This window comes from Pseudomonas sp. PAMC 29040, from assembly GCF_003994535.1.
GTDB classification, from domain to species: Bacteria; Pseudomonadota; Gammaproteobacteria; order Pseudomonadales; family Pseudomonadaceae; genus Aquipseudomonas; species Aquipseudomonas paraversuta.
Genome location: NZ_RZAA01000002.1, coordinates 191,184 through 208,671 on the forward strand (window position 1 = coordinate 191,184; position 17,488 = coordinate 208,671).

Annotated in this window: 15 protein-coding genes; 10 read left to right on the forward strand and 5 right to left on the reverse strand. The window is 59.1% G+C overall.

The genetic code is table 11. The features are described 5' to 3' along the window. Positions 1-82 precede the first annotated feature (82 nt). Together ompR and WG29040_RS03860 are read left to right on the forward strand one after the other, a co-directional pair. A complete protein-coding gene (gene ompR / locus WG29040_RS03855) occupies positions 83-823 on the forward strand; it encodes a two-component system response regulator OmpR (RefSeq protein WP_003438667.1) in 741 nt (246 codons plus the stop codon). Positions 824-934: 111 nt separating this feature from the next. Next, a complete protein-coding gene (locus WG29040_RS03860) occupies positions 935-2,248 on the forward strand; it encodes an ATP-binding protein (protein ID WP_003438670.1) in 1,314 nt (437 codons plus the stop codon). Between the two features lie 65 nt (positions 2,249-2,313). Here the strand turns inward: WG29040_RS03860 and rimK are convergent, their stop codons facing one another. Next, entirely contained in the window at positions 2,314-3,219 is a 906-nt protein-coding gene (gene rimK / locus WG29040_RS03865) for a 30S ribosomal protein S6--L-glutamate ligase (RefSeq protein WP_003438671.1), read from the reverse strand. Further along, positions 3,216-3,698, reverse strand: a complete 483-nt coding sequence (locus WG29040_RS03870) for an ATP-dependent zinc protease (RefSeq protein ID WP_003438674.1) — start codon at positions 3,696-3,698, stop codon at positions 3,216-3,218. The genes rimK and WG29040_RS03870 overlap by 4 nt, the downstream gene beginning before the upstream one ends. Positions 3,699-3,954: 256 nt before the next feature. Here WG29040_RS03870 and WG29040_RS03875 point away from each other — a divergent pair, with 256 nt between their 5' ends. From WG29040_RS03875 to WG29040_RS03890, 3 genes are all read left to right on the forward strand, one after another. After that, positions 3,955-4,362, forward strand: coding sequence for an RNA-binding S4 domain-containing protein (locus tag WG29040_RS03875; RefSeq protein WP_003438678.1), 408 nt, complete (start codon positions 3,955-3,957; stop codon positions 4,360-4,362). A gap of 208 nt (positions 4,363-4,570) precedes the next feature. Continuing rightward, positions 4,571-5,473 (forward strand): Hsp33 family molecular chaperone HslO, encoded by a 903-nt coding sequence (gene hslO, locus WG29040_RS03880; RefSeq protein WP_003438680.1) that lies wholly within the window; start codon positions 4,571-4,573, stop codon positions 5,471-5,473. A 179-nt stretch (positions 5,474-5,652) separates the two neighbouring features. After that, on the forward strand, positions 5,653-7,194 hold the full coding sequence (locus tag WG29040_RS03890) for a phosphoenolpyruvate carboxykinase (RefSeq protein ID WP_003438681.1): 1,542 nt from the start codon (positions 5,653-5,655) through the stop codon (positions 7,192-7,194). A gap of 66 nt (positions 7,195-7,260) precedes the next feature. Here WG29040_RS03890 and WG29040_RS03895 read toward each other — a convergent pair whose 3' ends face one another. Together WG29040_RS03895 and WG29040_RS03900 are read right to left on the reverse strand one after the other, a co-directional pair. Beyond that, entirely contained in the window at positions 7,261-7,611 is a 351-nt protein-coding gene (locus WG29040_RS03895) for a DUF1493 family protein (protein ID WP_003438683.1), read from the reverse strand. Between the two features lie 114 nt (positions 7,612-7,725). Further along, positions 7,726-8,763: a S8 family peptidase gene (locus WG29040_RS03900; protein WP_127195766.1), complete on the reverse strand. Its 1,038-nt coding sequence runs from the start codon at positions 8,761-8,763 to the stop codon at positions 7,726-7,728. A 260-nt stretch (positions 8,764-9,023) separates the two neighbouring features. Here WG29040_RS03900 and WG29040_RS03905 point away from each other — a divergent pair, with 260 nt between their 5' ends. Further along, a complete protein-coding gene (locus WG29040_RS03905; RefSeq protein ID WP_127195692.1) occupies positions 9,024-10,967 on the forward strand; it encodes an ATP-dependent DNA helicase RecQ in 1,944 nt (647 codons plus the stop codon). A 65-nt stretch (positions 10,968-11,032) separates the two neighbouring features. Here the strand turns inward: WG29040_RS03905 and WG29040_RS03910 are convergent, their stop codons facing one another. Then, a complete protein-coding gene (locus tag WG29040_RS03910; RefSeq protein ID WP_127195693.1) occupies positions 11,033-12,397 on the reverse strand; it encodes a formimidoylglutamate deiminase in 1,365 nt (454 codons plus the stop codon). A 145-nt stretch (positions 12,398-12,542) separates the two neighbouring features. On the opposite strand from WG29040_RS03910, the gene hutC reads away from it, so the two are divergent. The 4 genes from hutC to WG29040_RS03930 all read left to right on the forward strand — a co-directional run bounded on the left by hutC (position 12,543) and on the right by WG29040_RS03930 (position 17,481). Then, positions 12,543-13,253 (forward strand): histidine utilization repressor, encoded by a 711-nt coding sequence (hutC, locus tag WG29040_RS03915; RefSeq protein WP_165439545.1) that lies wholly within the window; start codon positions 12,543-12,545, stop codon positions 13,251-13,253. Then, positions 13,250-13,828, forward strand: coding sequence for a HutD family protein (locus tag WG29040_RS03920; protein ID WP_003438691.1), 579 nt, complete (start codon positions 13,250-13,252; stop codon positions 13,826-13,828). Before hutC ends, WG29040_RS03920 begins: the two co-directional genes overlap by 4 nt. Before the next feature lie 344 nt (positions 13,829-14,172). Then, complete coding sequence (gene hutU, locus WG29040_RS03925) at positions 14,173-15,870, forward strand: urocanate hydratase (protein WP_060781838.1); 1,698 nt, start codon at positions 14,173-14,175, stop codon at positions 15,868-15,870. Positions 15,871-16,011: 141 nt separating this feature from the next. Further along, positions 16,012-17,481 carry a cytosine permease gene (locus tag WG29040_RS03930; RefSeq protein ID WP_003438696.1) on the forward strand — a complete coding sequence of 490 codons (1,470 nt, stop codon included), beginning with the start codon at positions 16,012-16,014 and terminating at the stop codon, positions 17,479-17,481. Positions 17,482-17,488 lie beyond the last annotated feature (7 nt).

Sequence of the window (17,488 nt, forward strand, 5' to 3'; positions counted from 1 at the left end):
GAGGAAAAATCTGCTAACAATGCACTCCATGCGCATGACAGCAGCTAAGCCATAATGCGCGCCGAGATCACAGGAGCATCTAATGAGCAGCATTGCACAAGCGGCAGAAGGCGAAAAAATTCTCATCGTTGACGACGATCCGGGGCTGAGCAGCCTGCTGGAACGTTTCTTCGTCAGCAAGGGCTATCGCGCCCGCGCTGTGCCGAATGTGGAACAAATGGACCGTTTGCTGGCCCGCGAGGTATTCAACCTGGTGGTGCTGGACCTGATGCTGCCCGGTGAAGACGGGCTGTCCGCTTGCCGCCGCCTGCGTGCTGCGGGCAACCGTGTGCCGATCATCATGCTGACCGCCAAAGGTGACGAACTGAGCCGCATCAAGGGCCTGGAACTGGGCGCGGACGATTATCTGGCCAAGCCGTTCAACCCTGACGAGCTGATGGCGCGGGTGCGTGCGGTATTGCGTCGTCAGGCAGCGCCGGTACCGGGTGCACCGGGCAGCGAAGACGAAAGCGTTACCTTCGGTGATTACGAGTTGTCGCTGGCAACCCGCGAGCTCAAGCGTGGCGATGAAGTTCACATGCTCACCACCGGCGAGTTCGCCGTGCTTAAAGCGCTGGTCATGCATGCCCGCGAGCCGTTGACCCGCGACAAGCTGATGAACCTGGCCCGTGGCCGTGAATGGGATGCCCTGGAGCGTTCCATCGACGTTCAGATTTCCCGCTTGCGCCGCATGATCGAACCTGACCCGTCCAAACCGCGCTATATCCAGACTGTCTGGGGCGTAGGCTATGTGTTCGTGCCGGACGGCAACGCGACCAAGTGACGGATCATTTGTAGGAGCGAGCCTTTCCGGTACCCGGATGCCCGAAGGCTCGCGATTCCAAATTTTGCGAGCCTCACAACTCGCTCCTGCAAAGTGTTAAGACGGCTGTCTATGAAAACCCCTCTGTGGTTCCCCCAAAGTTTTTTCTCCCGCACCCTGTGGCTGGTCCTCATTGTCGTACTGTTCTCCAAGGCCCTGACCCTGGTTTATCTGCTGATGAACGAAGACATGCTGGTCGACCGCCAGTACAGCCATGGCGTGGCTTTGACCCTGCGCGCCTATTGGGCAGCCGATGAAGAAAATCGCGAAAAAATTGCCGATGCGGCCGGTTTGATCCGGGTGGTCGGCGGTGGCGTACCTGAAGGCGAGCAGCACTGGCCGTACAGTGAGATTTATGAGCGCCAGATGCAGGCAGAGCTGGGTGCCGATACCGAAGTTCGCTTGCGCATGCATGCGCCGCCCGCGTTGTGGGTACGTGCCCCGAGCCTTGGCGATGGCTGGCTGAAAGTGCCGCTGTACCCGCACCCGTTACGCGGACAGAAAATCTGGAGTGTGCTGGGCTGGTTCCTGGCCATCGGCCTGTTATCGACGGCGTCGGCATGGATATTCGTCAGTCAGCTCAACCAGCCGCTCAAGCGTCTGGTTTATGCCGCCCGGCAACTGGGGCAGGGGCGCAGTGTACGGCTGCCGATCAGTGATACACCGAGCGAAATGACCGAGGTGTACAGCGCCTTCAATCAAATGGCAGAAGATGTGGAGCAGGCTGGCCGTGAACGCGAACTGATGCTCGCCGGGGTGTCCCACGACCTGCGAACGCCGTTGACCCGCTTGCGCCTGTCTCTGGAGCTGATGGGCAACCACAGCGACCTGTCCGACGACATGGTGCGCGACATTGAAGATATGGACGCGATTCTTGATCAGTTCCTGGCCTTTATCCGTGACGGGCGCGATGAGCCGGTCGAAGAGGTCGATTTGTGTGAACTGATTCGTGAAGTCGTGGCGCCTTACAACCAGAACGAACATCAAGTGAGTTTGCGCCTGCAGCCGATTCAGCCGTTTGCGCTGCGTCGGGTCTCGATGAAGCGCTTGCTCAATAACCTGATCGGCAATGCCTTGCACCATGCGGGGGATAACGTGGAAGTGGCCGCCTACGTCTCCGGCGACACCAGTGCGCCGTATGTGGTGCTGAGTGTGATGGACCGGGGGGCGGGCATCGACCCTTCAGAGCTTGAAGACATCTTCAATCCGTTTATCCGCGGTGACCGTGCGCGTGGCGGCAAGGGGACAGGTTTGGGCCTTGCCATCGTCAAGCGCATCGCCTCCATGCACGGCGGCAATGTTGAACTGCGTAACCGTGCCGGCGGAGGCCTTGAGGCCCGGGTGCGATTGCCGCTGGGCCTGATGTTGCCCAGAGGGGCGGTTTAAAGCCTTCGACCTGTCTGCAGGAGCGAGCTTGCTCGCTCCTGCAGAGTTGTCAGGGGTGGCTGCTTTCAACCTTTCCCTTTGGTCCGGGTCATGTGGGGCGTGCTGTTTTTTTCCAGATGCTCAATGATGAGCCCGGCCACATCCTTGCCAGTGGTGGTTTCGATCCCCTCCAGCCCGGGCGAGGAATTCACCTCCAGCACCAGCGGGCCGTGGTTGGAGCGCAGGATATCGACCCCGGCCACACTCAACCCCATGACCTTGGCCGCACGAATGGCGGTCATGCGTTCTTGCGGGGTGATCTTGATCAGGCTGGCACTGCCTCCGCGGTGCAGGTTGGAGCGGAATTCACCGGGCTTGGCCTGGCGCTTCATGGCCGCAATCACCTTGTCACCCACCACGAAGCAGCGGATATCCGCACCGCCGGCTTCCTTGATGTACTCCTGCACCATGATGTTCTGTTTGAGGCCCATGAAAGCCTCGATCACAGACTCGGCCGCGGTGGCGGTTTCACACAACACCACGCCGATACCCTGGGTGCCTTCCAGTACCTTGATCACCAGCGGTGCACCATTGACCATCTCGATCAGGTCCGGAATATCATCCGGCGAGTGGGCAAAGCCTGTCACCGGCAAGCCCAGGCCGCGGCGCGACAACAGTTGCAGCGAGCGCAACTTGTCTCGCGAGCGGGCGATTGCCACCGATTCGTTGAGCGGGAAAACCCCCATCATTTCGAACTGGCGCAATACCGCGCAGCCATAAAACGTGACTGACGCACCAATGCGCGGGATCACCGCATCAAAGCCTTCCAGCGGCTTGCCGCGGTAATGGATCTGCGGCTTATGACTGGCAATGTTCATATAGGCGCGCAGGGTATCGATCACTACCATTTCATGGCCTCGTGCGATACCGGCTTCAACCAGACGACGAGTGGAATACAGACGCGGGTTACGCGACAGCACAGCGATCTTCATGCAACACCTGTGGCAGAGGTAGTAGTGACCGGAAACACCGGCTTGTCTTGTACGTATTTAAGCTCTGGATTGACCACCAACTGGCCGTCGATCAGCGCTTTTGAGCCCAGCAGCAAGCGGTAACGCATGGATTTGCGGCAGGCGAGGGTGAACTCCACCGACCACACCCGATCACCCAGTGCCAGGCCGGTGCGGATCACATAACGCACCTGGGTATGGCCGTTGGAGCTTTTAATGGTTTTTATCGCCACCAGCGGCGCTTCGCACCGGCGGTGGCGTAGTTGTACCAGCGTTCCCAAATGGGCATTGAAACGTACCCACTCGACACCATCACGCACAAACGGCTCGATTTCAGTGGCGTGCAGGCTGGAGGTACTGGCACCGGTGTCGATTTTCGCCCGCAGGCCCGCGACTCCCAGATCGGGAAGCGCCACCCACTCGCGCAGACCGACAACGGTCAAATGGTCAAAAGTCTTCAATATAAGTAACCGGCGATTAACGTATCCAGGCCGCAGGGCAGACCCTGCAGGTAAAACAATCGGCGAACGCCGATTCGAAAGCATAAAGTCGGTATTCACGCAGAATATCCGGTAAATGGCGACAGTTATCTGCGCGTACGCTGTGCTGTGTTTTCAGCACAGGTATTGCAGCAGACGGAATTCTATCGAGCGGGTTCCTTCTTTGGATCATCAAAAGACGTAGTACAGTTCCGAATATCTGGTGAAGGGGGTTCCAATGGCGCAGAAACAGGAAGAGGACGACAAGGTCCGTCTGGACAAGTGGCTATGGGCTGCACGTTTTTACAAGACCCGTGCATTGGCCAAGACCGCCATTGAGAGCGGCAAGGTGCACTGCCGTGGTGAGCGCTGCAAACCGAGCAAAGAGCCACGGATTGGCGACGAGCTGCAAATCCGTGTAGGGCTCGAAGAGCGTACTGTGGAGGTCAAAGCCTTGTCGGTGGTGCGCCGCGGCGCTCCTGAAGCGCAACTGCTGTACGCCGAAACCGGACAGAGCATTGCCAAGCGCGAAAGCCTGGCAGCGATGCGAAAATCGGGGGCGATGGGCATTATCAGCGATGGTAAACCAACCAAGAAACAACGCCGCCAGTTGCATCAGTTTCATGATTCTGGCGCCGCGGATTAGCTCTGTGCCCTATATCAACCCTTGTGGGAGCCTGGCTCCCCCAAGGGCTGCCTGGCCGTCAATGGCTCACCGACCGTGCGTCGTGTCTGGCTAGCCGGGGGCTTGTAACCATTCATGTGTGACGCCATATAGGGCTATTAGCCTTAATATCTGCAGTCTGTTTACAGGCTCGAACACATTTAGTAACCACTTTTAGAATCTTATTCCTATGTCCGACTTAAACAAAACCGATGCCACCCAACGCTTCATGTTCGACACCTGTGATGCCCGCGGCGAGCTGGCTTCGCTGGAGCACAGTTACGCTGAAGTGCTGGCCAAACATAATTATCCGCTGCCGGTCCAGCAGTTGCTGGGTGAGCTGATGGCAGCGGCTGCGTTGCTGGTGGGCAACCAGAAAATCGATGGTCTTCTGAGCCTGCAGGCGCGCTCTGAAGGTCCGGTACCGCTGCTGATGATCGAGTGCACCAGCGACCGTGAAATTCGCGGTATTGCCCGTTTTGACGCCGAGCGGATTGCCCCGGATGCGACCCTTGCAGACCTGCTGCCCAACGGCGTACTGGCCATTACTATCGATCCGACCGTTGGCAAGCGTTACCAGGGCATTGTGGATCTGAACGGCGAAACCCTGGCGGACTGTTTCACCAACTACTTTGTCATGTCCGAGCAAGTGCCGACCCGCTTCTGGCTGGTCGCGGATGGCAAACGTGCCCGCGGCATGTTCCTGCAGCAACTGCCGGCCGACAAAACCAAAGATGAAGATGAGCGCGTAGACAGCTGGAACACATTGCTGGCGCTGGGCGATACCCTCAAGGCTGAAGAATTGTTGAGTCTGGACAACGAAACCATCCTGCATCGCCTGTACCACGAAGAAACCGTGCGCCTGTTTGACGACGAAACCGTTGTTTTCAAATGCAGCTGCTCCCGTGAGCGCTCGGGCACTGCATTGACCAGCCTGGGTCTTGAAGATGCGCAGAATCTGGTCACCGAACATGGCGGCCATATCGAAATCGACTGCCAGTTCTGCAATGAGCGCTACCTGTTCGATGCTGCCGATGTGGACCAATTGTTCTCCGGTGCCGGTGTAAAGTCGCCTTCCGACACTCATCACTAAAACGTTTCAGCCCAGGTGAAACACCTGTCAAACCCCGTTCTTGCGCGGTTCTGACAGGTGGGCCCTACTTTTTTTGGGCATTTCTGGCATAATCCGCCCCACTTTTTTCGCGGTAGTAGTGCAAACTTTTCTACTACAAAACGTTTGGCGCACTCGGCCAATGGCCGACGGGGAACCTCATGACGCAAGCTAATAACGCCGTGTACACCGATCTGAGCATCGACGATCTGGTCAAAGAAGCCCTGAGCCGTGGTGAAGGCGAGCTTGCCGACAATGGCGCACTGGTAGTTAAAACAGGCCACCGTACAGGCCGTTCGCCAGCTGACCGCTTCATTGTTGAAGAGCCGACTACTCAGGCTGCCATTGCCTGGGGCGCGATCAACCGCAAGTTCCCGGCTGACAAGTTCGATGCTCTGTGGGACCGCGTCGAGGCGTTCAACAATGCGCAGGAACACTTCGTTTCCCACGTTCATGTAGGTGCTTCCGAAGACCACTACCTGGCCGTGAAGATGACCACCCAGACTGCCTGGCAGAACCTGTTCGGTCGTTGCCTGTTCATCAACCCGGCTCAGTACAACCCGGCCGGTCGTGAAGAATGGCAAGTGCTCAATGTGGCCAACTTCGAATGCGTGCCAGAGCGTGACGGCACCAACTCCGACGGTTGCGTGATCCTCAACTTCGCCCAGAAAAAAGTGCTGATCGCCGGTATGCGTTACGCCGGTGAAATGAAGAAAGCCATGTTCTCGGTACAGAACTTCCTGTTGCCGGCTGCCGACGTGCTGCCGATGCACTGCGCCGCCAACATCGGTGAAGCAGGCGACGTGACTCTGTTCTTCGGCCTGTCCGGTACCGGTAAAACCACCCTGTCCGCCGATGAAAGCCGTTACCTGATCGGTGACGACGAACACGGCTGGGGCGAAGGCGTGGTGTTCAACATCGAAGGCGGTTGCTATGCCAAGTGCATCGACCTGTCCGAGAAGAACGAGCCGGTTATCTGGAAAGCCATCAAGCACGGTGCGGTGCTGGAAAACGTTGTCATCGACGACGCCAAGCACCCTGACTATGCCGACGTCAGCCTGACCCAGAACAGCCGTGCAGCCTACCCGCTGGAGCACGTTGCCAAGCGTTCCGAGAAGAACCTGGGCGGCGAGCCAAACGCTGTGATCTTCCTGACCTGCGACCTGACTGGCGTACTGCCTCCGGTTTCGATCCTCAGCGAAGAGCAGGCGGCTTACCACTTCCTGTCCGGCTACACCGCACTGGTGGGCTCGACTGAAATGGGTTCGGGCAGCGGCATCAAGTCGACTTTCTCCACCTGCTTCGGCGCACCGTTCTTCCCGCGTCCGGCTGGCGAATACGCAGAGCTGCTGATCAAGCGCATCCGTGGTTTCGGCTCCAAGGTTTACCTGGTTAACACCGGCTGGACCGGCGGCGGCTACGGCGTTGGCAAGCGTTTCAACATCCCGACTACCCGCGGCGTGATTGCAGCGATCCAGAGCGGCGCTCTGATCGGTGCAGAAACCGAGCACCTGGACACCATCAACCTCGACGTGCCATTGACCGTACCGGGCGTTGACACCGAGCTGCTCAACCCGCGTAACACCTGGGCTGACAAAGCTGCCTACGACGAAGCTGCCAAAGCCCTGGCCGGCCTGTTCGTAGAGAACTTCAAGAAGTTCGACGTCAGCGACGCGATCAAGGCTGCCGGCCCTAAGCTGTAAGCTTGCGGTCAGCTGTTTGATCCACGAAAAAGCCGCCTGCAAGGGCGGCTTTTTTCTGCCTGGAATTTAGCCTTCCAGGGTGTGCGTGTCCCACTGCCCGCTGTTTATCGCCGCGTACAGCATGCCGATGGTCAGGGGCACTTTATTGCCCCGGCCCTTGGCATCGCGCTTGAAATGCGGATCGTTGCCTGCCGGCTGGAAATAGCGGTAGGCATCGTAGTCCGCCAGGTCCAGACCGAAGTGCTCCTCGAGGACTTCCATCAAATGCAGGGCGTCGCTGCCGTTACAGCCCAGGTCAAGGTTGATCGATGTCTTCAGGCTGACAGTCTTGTGTTCCGGCAGGCCGATTTCTTCATGCAGCAGTTGCACCAGCTCGCGCAAGGTCGGGTTATCAGGCAGGTCGGCGGCGAGTTTCATGGCGGCAGTCTCCGTATGGCAGTTTGGGCGAGATCGGCTTTGGGTGAGCAGCAAAATACCTCAAGACGGTACGCAGGCCCATGGGTCTTTAGCCAGTGGGCCGGCGTCCTCACTTTACTGGCCGGGGGCGGGACGCGAAGCGGCCTCCAGATCCATCAAGCCTTGCCCGTAAGCTTCGCTGTTGGCATAGATGCCGCTGCGATTGGCCGTGCTGAGCAAGCGCTCGCGCAACTGTTGCGGGGTCATCTGCGGGTAACGGCTTTGCAGGGCTGCCAGGGCACCACTGACCAGCGCCGCGGCAGGAGAGGTTCCGATAGTCGGTCCATAGCTGCCGTCCTCGCGTGTGGTGAGCAAGCCATCCCCGCTGTCGCCCCCGGGTACTGCAATACACCAGCGTGCTGCCAGACCGCAGTAGTTGGATTTCTGGTTGATGGCAGTGCCGTCGCTCTTGAGGGCCATGACCGCAATCCAGCCGGGTTCCAGTTCGGGGTACAGCGCGGGCAGGCCCGGTTCGGCGAGGGGTTCGCGCTTGACTTCATTACCGGTGGAAAACACCAAGACGGCGCCGTCCGCCACCAGCTTTTTGGCAGCTGCCAGGGAGTCGCCCATCAGGCGTTCATAAATAATGGCTTCATTGGTGTTGGCTTCAATCGGGTTGGCCCATGAGTTGCTGATGATTTGTGCGCCCTTGTCATGGCTGAGTTGCCACGCCCGGGCAATTTCAGTGTCGAAATAGAACGGCTCCTTGTCGTCGCCAAAGCGCATGGGGATCAGTTGGGCGTTGAAAGCAATGCCATGCATGCCTTTGTCGTCTTTGTTGGCGGCGATAATGCCGGCCATTTGTGTCCCGTGGCCCTTGATGTCGACGGTGCCCGGTTGCTTGCGCACAAAGTCATGGCCGGGGTCGGCAATACGCCCGCGGAACTCGGAAAGGGTGTCGTTCATGCCCGAGTCAATCAAGGCAACCTTGACGTTCTGGCCGGTGCCGCCCCGGGCATAGAGCGTCGAGGCCTTGACCACCGGCAGGGCTTTCTGTGCGAGGTATTCAGTTGTTTCAAAGACACTTGTGTCCAGTTCCGGCGGCGCGGGCGCTGGTGTGACGCAGCCCAGAAGGAGTACGGGCAGGACGAGCAGAGTGGTGCGCTGCAGCATGGACATCGATGCTTTATTCCGGTGATGGGGTAACGCCTCAGGCATGGGTGGGTCCTTTTGTGGATAAATTCCATGGTTAATACCCGTGGTGTCGCTGCGTGCGGCAGGTCGGGTCAGGCGTGTTAATGTCTGTGGTTTTGTCCAGGCGTGCAGGTTTTCTCTGTATCAATTTGTGGCGTCAAGCCTGCTGCCTTTTCTCGATCGACTGCACGGCTCGGGTTAGAGTTTTGCGCTTTGCAGCGGTCAATGGAGTGACAGTTATGCACAACACCCTGGAACAGGTTTTCGGTTATCCACAGTTTCGTGACGGGCAAGAGGCGGCGATCAGTGCCGTGCTGGCCGGGCGTTCTGCGGCCGCGATTTTTCCGACGGGCTCGGGCAAGTCGCTGTGCTACCAGCTGCCGGCCTTGCTGCTGCCGCACCTGACGCTGGTGGTGTCGCCGCTGCTGGCGCTGATGCAGGACCAGTTGGCGTTTTTACAGCGCCATGGCATTGCCGCCGCCAGCATTGATTCGGCGCAAAGCCGTGATGACGCCAGTGCGGTCATGGCCCGGGCCAAAGCGGGTGAATTGAAGATTCTGATGATTTCGGTTGAGCGTCTGAAGAACGAGCGTTTTCGCAATTTTTTGCAGCAGGTGCCGATTTCGTTACTGGTTGTGGACGAGGCCCACTGTATCTCCGAGTGGGGGCATAACTTTCGCCCGGACTACTTGAAGCTGCCGGACTACCAGCGTCAGTTCAACATCCCGCAAGCCTTGCTGCTCACGGCAACGGCCACGCCCAACGTGATTGCCGACATGCAGAGCAAATTCGCGATCGCCGAGGCGGATGTGATCACCACCGGTTTCTATCGCGCCAACCTCAACCTGTGGGTCGAGCCGGTCACCGGGGCCGCCAAGCGCCAGCGCCTGGTGCAATGGATGGGCGAGCGCAGCGGCCAGCCGAGCATTGTCTACGTCACCCTGCAAAAGACTGCGGAGCAGATCGCCGCGCATCTGAACCAGAACGGCATCAGCGCCAACGCTTATCACGCCGGTTTGCCCCACGATCAGCGCGAGGGCATTCAACGTCAGTTCATGGGCGGGCAATTGAATTGCATCGTGGCCACCATCGCCTTTGGCATGGGCATCGATAAAAGCGACATCCGCAACGTAGTGCATTTCGACTTGCCCAAGTCGATCGAAAACTACAGTCAGGAAATCGGTCGCGCCGGGCGTGATGGCCAGCCATCGGACTGCCTGGTTCTGGCCAATCGTGACAGTCTCAACGTGCTGGAAAATTTTGTGTACGGCGACACCCCAGAGTTGCAGGGCATTCGCTGTGTGCTTGAAGAACTGCGTGCAGCCATCCCCGAAGGGCAGTGGGAATTCTTGCTGGGGCCTTTGGCCGATCAGAGCAATATTCGCCAGCTTCCGCTCAAGACCCTGCTGGTGCAGCTGGAATTGCGTGGCCTGATTGCTCCGCGCTATGCGTATTTTGCCGAGTACCGTTTCAAGTTCCTGATTGAGCCCGATGCACTGCTGGCCAGATTCGAGGGTGAGCGCCAGCAGTTTGTCTCGGCCATTATCCAGACCTCCAGTCGTGCCCGCACCTGGGCCACGGTCAATTTCGACACCCTGTACAGCCAGCATCAGGCCGACCGTAACCGGGTGGTCAAAGCACTGGATTATTTCCAGGAAAAGGGCTGGATCGAGCTTGAAAGCAAACAGATGACCGAGGTTTACAGCCTGTTGCTGACAGAGTTTGACGTCGAGGCGCTGAGCATGGAGCTGCATGAGTACTTCACAGCCCATGAGCGTGGCGAGATTGTGCGCATTCACGCCATGTTGGCATTGTTCGCCAGTGACACCTGCCTGAGCTATCGCCTGGCGCACTACTTCGGTGACGGGCAGGCACCGCAACAATGCGGGCATTGCTCGGTGTGTGCCGGGCAGGTCGCGCGCTTGCCTGAACCCCCCGCGCTGGCGCCGCTTGTGGATAAAAACTTTGAAGCGCTGTGCGCTGCTTTTATCCACAGGCATCAGGAATTCACCGCAAGTTATCCCCCGCCGGAACGCCTGACCCGGTTTTTATGCGGGATCAGCGTGCCGTTGTTTACCAAAATGAAAGCCCGGGGGATTGCCGGGTTTGCGGCATTGGAAAACTACCCCTATGCCGAGGTGCGGGAATGGGCCGCGCAACATCAAGGCCCAGAATCATTGTAGGAGCGAGCTGTCGGCGGTTGAAAGAGCTCGCGAGCAAGCCCGCTCCTACAGGCAACCTCGCTCCGTCAGCCCAACAGCTCGCGCAATACCCGGGTGAAGTCGCGGCAGCTGGCTTCTTCATCGGCGTGATGGCCGTCGCGGACCACCCACTGGCCATTCACCAGTACGTCGCGCACCTGGCGGTCGCCACCGGCAAACAACCAGCGATTGAGAATGGCGTCGTCCTGGGCAGTGGCCAGGTACGGGTCTTTGCCGTCGAGCACCAGCCAGTCTGCGCGCTGGCCTACGGCCAGACCTGCTACCGGCTGGCCCATCGCCTGGGCGCCGCCAGCCAGGGCCGCGTCGTAGAGTGTGCGCCCGACCATGGGCTGATCGCTGCGATACAGCCGGTTGCGGCGTTGGTCACGCAAGCGCTGGCCGTATTCCAGCCAGCGCAACTCTTCGACCACACTCAATGACACGTGGCTGTCCGAGCCAATCCCCAGGCGACCGCCCCGGGCCAGGTAATCCACCGCAGGAAAGATCCCGTCACCCAGGTTGGCTTCAGTGGTCAGGCACAAACCAGCCACCGCTTTGCTTTGTGCCATCAGACGTACTTCATCCGCATCGGCATGGGTGGCGTGTACCAGGCACCAGCGCTGGTCAACCTCGACGTTGTCATACAGCCACTGGATAGGGCGCTTGCCGCTCCAGACCAGGCAGTCGTCGACTTCCTTTTGCTGCTCGGCGATATGGATATGCACCGGGCAGGTGGTGTCGCTGGCAGCCAGTACATCGTGGATCTGTTGCGGGGTCACGGCGCGCAACGAGTGGAAACACAGGCCCAGGTTCTGGGCCGGTTGTTGTGCCAGCAGCGGCTTTAACTGTTGCTGAAGTTGCAGGTATTGCTCGGTGCTGTTGATAAAGCGTCGCTGACCCTCATTGGGCGCCTGGCCGCCGAAACCGGCGTGGCTGTACAGCACAGGGAGCAGGGTCAGGCCAATCCCGCTCGAACGGGCCGCTTCGCTGATGCGCAGTGCCAGCTCTGCCGGGTTGGCATAGGGCTGGCCCGTGAGGTCATGGTGAACGTAATGAAACTCGGCAACCGAGGTGTAGCCGGCCTTGAGCATTTCTATATACAGCTGCCGGGCAATGACGCCGAGCTGTTCGGGGCTGATTTTGCCGACCAGCCGATACATCAGGTCGCGCCAGGTCCAGAAACTGTCATCGGGATTGCCCGCGACTTCGGCCAGCCCGGCCATGGCGCGCTGGAACGCGTGCGAGTGCAGGTTCGGCATGCCCGGCAGCAGCGGGCCACTCAAGCGTTCGGCGCCGTGGGCGTCGGCATTGGCCTGGATGCGGGTCAGGCGGCCATCGGCACCCACCTCGATTCGGACATTGGTCGCCCAGCCTGTAGGTAACAGCGCACGCTCGGCAAAGAAGACGGACATTGGTTCGGCATCCCATGGTTTGTTATTTGTATATACATATACAGACGTTTGCCTGCTCGGTAAACTCCGGCAATCTAAGCCCCTAACTCATAAACAAGGATTGCCTGTGTCGACTCCGCCTGTCGTGTCCCCGCTGGCCGCCCACATGGGCGATAGCCCGGCCCCGCTATACGCCCGTGTAAAGCAGATGATCACCCAGCAAATCCAGAGCGGGAACTGGCCTCCGCATTACCGCGTGCCCTCTGAAAGCGAACTGGTCAGCCAGTTGGGCTTCAGCCGCATGACCATCAACCGTGCGCTGCGTGAAATGACCGCCGACGGCCTGCTGGTGCGCATGCAAGGTGTCGGCACCTTTGTCGCCGAGCCCAAAACCCAGTCGGCCTTGTTTGAAGTGAATAACATTGCCGATGAAATCGCCGCTCGCGGGCACCGGCACTCCTGCAAGGTGATCAGCCTGGGTGAAGAGCTTGCCGGTTCAGAGCGCGCGGCCGTGCTCGACATGCGCGAAGGGCAGAAGGTGTTTCACTCATTGATCGTGCATTACGAAAACGAAATTGCCGTGCAAATTGAGGACCGTTTCGTCAATGCCCAGGTGGCGCCGGACTACTTGAAGCAAGACTTCACTTTGCAAACGCCCTACGCCTACCTGTCCCAGGTCGCACCCCTGACCGAGGGTGAGCACATTGTCGAAGCGATTCTGGCTGACTCCCAAGAGTGCAAACTGCTGCAAATCGAACCCGGCGAACCCTGCTTGCTGATCCGCCGCCGCACCTGGTCCGGGCGTCAGCCTGTTACCGCCGCCCGGTTGATCCACCCCGGTTCCCGCCATCGCCTGGAAGGACGCTTCAGTAAATGAATGAATTGAAAGTTTTACGCGCTGTTGATTACCCGCGCATGCCGTGGAAAAACGGCGGCGGCAGCACCGAAGAAATTACCCGTGACGCCGGGGAAGGCCTTGAAGGTTTCGGCTGGCGCCTGTCGATTGCCGATATTGGTGAGTCGGGCGGATTTTCCCGCTTCGATGGCTATCAGCGAATTATCAGCGTGCTGCAAGGCGCGGGCATGAACCTGCAGGTCGATGGCGCCAGCACCCGGGCCCTGTTGCCGTTCGATGCCTATGCATTCAAAGGTGACAGCGCGGTCAGTTGCACCTTGATTGACGGACCAATCCGCGACTTCAACCTGATCTACGCCCCGGATCGTTACAGTGCGCGCCTGCAGTGGCTGGACGCGGTAACACCGCAGCGTTTCTTCAGCTCGGCCCGGACCCTGCTGGTTTTCGCTGTCGATGAGCAAGTCCATGTCTGCCCGGGTAACACTCAGCAGCAACACCTGGGGCGTTATGACTGCCTGCAGCTGAACGACAACAGTGAACTGCTGGAAATCACGGTAACCGGGCGCTGCTGTGTGATTGAGTTGAGCGGGATCTAAGCCGCACATACACCTTGCAGGAGCGAGCTCTTGAATGCGGCACCAAGAGCTCGCTCCTGCAAGGTTTGAGTCATTGCTGCGCCCCATCTTGTTACCGAACGCCCCAAAAAGACGCAAAAACCCCGCTTCAGTAACATCCCTGCGCTTTGCCCTTTACTCCCTGCAAAAAAATCCTTCATCACTCATCGCCTTGATTTTCGTGCCTTGCAGCTTCGAATACTTAAATTTCACGGGCTGATATCGCACCTTGGCCGCTTACTTGCATATGCTTGTATGTACAAGTACATAAGTGTGCGTCGACCCTCTTGTCCCCGACGCATCTGCCCATCGCTGAGGAGTTACCCGTGACTTCAACTACCCCTAAATCGCCAGCTGCGTTTACCCGTCATCGTGATGGTGAAATCCGCGCCGCCCGCGGTACCCAGCTCACTGCCAAAAGCTGGATGACCGAAGCTCCGCTGCGGATGTTGATGAACAACCTCGACCCGCAAGTGGCCGAGAACCCGACCGAACTGGTGGTATATGGCGGTATTGGGCGTGCAGCGCGTAACTGGGAGTGCTACGACAAAATCGTCGAAAGCCTGACCAACCTCAACGACGACGAAACCCTGCTGGTGCAGTCGGGCAAGCCGGTCGGCGTGTTCAAGACCCACAGCAACGCGCCGCGGGTACTGATCGCCAACTCCAACCTGGTACCGCACTGGGCCACCTGGGAACACTTCAACGAACTCGACGCCAAAGGCCTGGCCATGTACGGCCAGATGACCGCCGGCAGCTGGATCTACATCGGCAGCCAGGGCATCGTGCAAGGCACCTACGAAACCTTCGTCGAAGCCGGCCGTCAGCATTACAACGGCAGCCTTAAAGGCAAGTGGGTACTGACCGCAGGCCTGGGTGGCATGGGTGGTGCGCAGCCACTGGCCGCGACCCTGGCGGGTGCCTGCTCGTTGAACATCGAATGCCAGCAGAGCCGCATCGACTTCCGTCTGGCCACCCGCTATGTCGACGAGCAAGCCGTCGACCTGGACGACGCCTTGGTCCGTATCGCGAAATACACCGCTGAAGGCAAGGCCATCTCCATAGCCCTGTGCGGGAATGCTGCCGAACTGCTGCCCGAAATGGTCCGTCGTGGTGTGCGCCCGGACATGGTCACCGACCAGACCAGCGCCCACGATCCGCTCAATGGCTACCTGCCAAAAGGCTGGACCTGGGAACAGTACCGCGACCGCGCCGTGACCGATCCGGCTGCCGTGGTCAAAGCCGCCAAGGCTTCGATGGGCGAACACGTTGAAGCCATGCTGGCGTTCCAGAAGGCCGGCATTCCAACCTTCGACTACGGCAACAACATTCGTCAAATGGCCAAAGAAGTCGGCGTTGAAAACGCCTTCGACTTCCCGGGATTCGTACCGGCCTATATACGTCCACTGTTCTGCCGCGGTGTAGGCCCGTTCCGTTGGGTTGCTCTGTCTGGCGATGCAGAAGACATCTACAAGACCGATGCCAAGGTCAAAGAGCTGATCGCCGACGACGCGCATCTGCATAACTGGCTGGACATGGCACGCGAACGCATCAGCTTCCAGGGTCTGCCGGCGCGTATCTGCTGGGTTGGCCTGGGCCAGCGCGCCAAGCTGGGCCTGGCGTTCAACGAAATGGTGCGTAGCGGCGAGCTGAAAGCGCCGATCGTGATCGGCCGCGATCACCTGGACTCCGGTTCAGTGTCGAGCCCGAACCGCGAAACCGAATCGATGAAAGATGGCTCGGATGCCGTATCCGACTGGCCACTGCTCAACGCCTTGCTCAACACTGCCAGTGGCGCGACCTGGGTGTCCTTGCACCACGGCGGCGGCGTAGGCATGGGCTTCTCGCAGCACTCGGGCATGGTGATTGTGTGTGATGGCACCGACGAAGCAGCTGAGCGCATTGCCCGCGTGTTGCACAACGACCCGGCCACCGGCGTGATGCGCCATGCCGATGCCGGCTACGACATCGCCATCGACTGCGCCAACGAACAGGGCCTGAACCTGCCGATGATCAACGGCTGATCCGGCTGGCAGCAAAAAATGTGGGCGCTGGCTTTGCCAGCGATCAGAGCACCTCGCAATAACTGATGCAGTGAGGTGTTTGCATCGCTGGCGAGCCAAATTCAGAGCACATCCCGTTTTCCTTTATTTGAGGTGGGGCACATGGCTGTTAATGATGATCGTGCAGGCGCAACACCGCTGATCGAAAAACGCTCGATCGACTACATTCCCGAGTCCGAGCGTCATGGTCGGCTCATCAGTCAATTCACTTTGTGGCTGGGAGCCAACCTGCAGATCACGGCGATTGTGACGGGCGCGCTGGCCGTGGTGCTGGGCGGCGATGTGTTCTGGTCGCTGATCGGCCTGTTTGTCGGGCAATTGCTCGGTGGCGCGGTAATGGCGCTGCACGGTGCCCAGGGTCCGCAACTGGGTTTGCCGCAGATGATCTCCAGCCGTGTGCAGTTCGGGGTGTATGGCGCGGTGGTGCCGCTGGTGCTGGTGTGCCTGATGTATATCGGGTTTTCGGCCAGCGGCTCGCTGCTGGCCGGTCAAGCGATTGCCCAGTTGCTGCATGTTGAAGACTGGATCGGCATTGTCGCCTTTGCCGGTTTTATCGTGATCCTGACCATCTTCGGTTACCGGGTGATTCACGGCATTGGCCGGATCGCCAGTGTGCTGGGGGTGATTGCCTTCATCTATCTGTTCTACAAACTGCTGGCCGGCAATGACATTGGCGCGCTGTTGGCCAACAAGCATTTCTCCATCAGCAGCTTTTTGCTGGCGATCTCGCTGTCCGCCTCGTGGCAAATTGCGTTTGGCCCCTATGTGGCGGATTACTCGCGCTACCTGCCGAGCAAAACTTCACCGGTCAAAACCTTTTGGGCGATCAGTCTGGGTTCCGTCATTGGTGCCCAGATTGCCATGGTGTTCGGCGTTCTGGCTGCCGCTCTGGCGGGCTCGCAATTTGCCCACCACGAAGTGTCGTTCATTGTCGGACTGGGCGGCACCGGCATTGTGGCGGCGTTGCTGTATTTCGCCGTGGCCTTCGGCAAGGTGACCATCACCACGCTCAATGCCTACGGCAGTTTCATGTCCATCGCCACCATCGTCAGCGGCTTTCGCGGCAGCCGGCGGATTCCCGGTGGCGTGCGTCTGCTCTACATCCTGGTGATGGTCGCCATGGCCACCACCCTGGCTCTGTTGGGCAAAGACTCGTTCCTCAAGGATTTCTCCGCTTTTATCCTGTTCCTGCTGGCGTTTTTTACGCCCTGGAGCGCGATCAACCTGGTGGATTTCTACTGCATTACCAAAGAGCGCTACGACATCCCGGCGCTGTCCAACCCCGAGGGTCGATATGGCCGCTGGAACCGGGTTGGCTTGAGCGTCTATGTGTTTGGCGTGCTGATTCAAATGCCTTTTATGTCGACCCATTTTTACACCGGCCCGCTGGTGGATAGCCTGGGCGGCACCGATATCTCCTGGATCATCGGTCTGGTCGTGCCTGCAGCCCTGTATTACTGGGCTGCAAGGAAGTGGGCGCGGCCGGTTCCCGAGCACCTGATTTTACCGGCCCAAACCCATGAGCCCGCCCATACGGCAGCTGTGCTGCCCGTAGTGCCGGCGACGATTTAGCCTGCAA

Coding starts and splice junctions, on each gene's coding strand:
- WG29040_RS03860 (WP_003438670.1), top strand. CDS start 935: ATGAAAACCCCTCTGTGGTTCCCCCAAAGTTTTTTCTCCCGCACCCTG.
- hslO (WP_003438680.1), top strand. CDS start 4,571: ATGTCCGACTTAAACAAAACCGATGCCACCCAACGCTTCATGTTCGAC.
- WG29040_RS03920 (WP_003438691.1), top strand. CDS start 13,250: ATGAATGAATTGAAAGTTTTACGCGCTGTTGATTACCCGCGCATGCCG.
- WG29040_RS03890 (WP_003438681.1), top strand. CDS start 5,653: ATGACGCAAGCTAATAACGCCGTGTACACCGATCTGAGCATCGACGAT.
- WG29040_RS03930 (WP_003438696.1), top strand. CDS start 16,012: ATGGCTGTTAATGATGATCGTGCAGGCGCAACACCGCTGATCGAAAAA.
- WG29040_RS03900 (WP_127195766.1), bottom strand. CDS start 8,763: ATGCTGCAGCGCACCACTCTGCTCGTCCTGCCCGTACTCCTTCTGGGC.
- WG29040_RS03875 (WP_003438678.1), top strand. CDS start 3,955: ATGGCGCAGAAACAGGAAGAGGACGACAAGGTCCGTCTGGACAAGTGG.
- WG29040_RS03895 (WP_003438683.1), bottom strand. CDS start 7,611: ATGAAACTCGCCGCCGACCTGCCTGATAACCCGACCTTGCGCGAGCTG.
- hutC (WP_165439545.1), top strand. CDS start 12,543: ATGGGCGATAGCCCGGCCCCGCTATACGCCCGTGTAAAGCAGATGATC.
- WG29040_RS03905 (WP_127195692.1), top strand. CDS start 9,024: ATGCACAACACCCTGGAACAGGTTTTCGGTTATCCACAGTTTCGTGAC.
- rimK (WP_003438671.1), bottom strand. CDS start 3,219: ATGAAGATCGCTGTGCTGTCGCGTAACCCGCGTCTGTATTCCACTCGT.
- ompR (WP_003438667.1), top strand. CDS start 83: ATGAGCAGCATTGCACAAGCGGCAGAAGGCGAAAAAATTCTCATCGTT.
- WG29040_RS03910 (WP_127195693.1), bottom strand. CDS start 12,397: ATGTCCGTCTTCTTTGCCGAGCGTGCGCTGTTACCTACAGGCTGGGCG.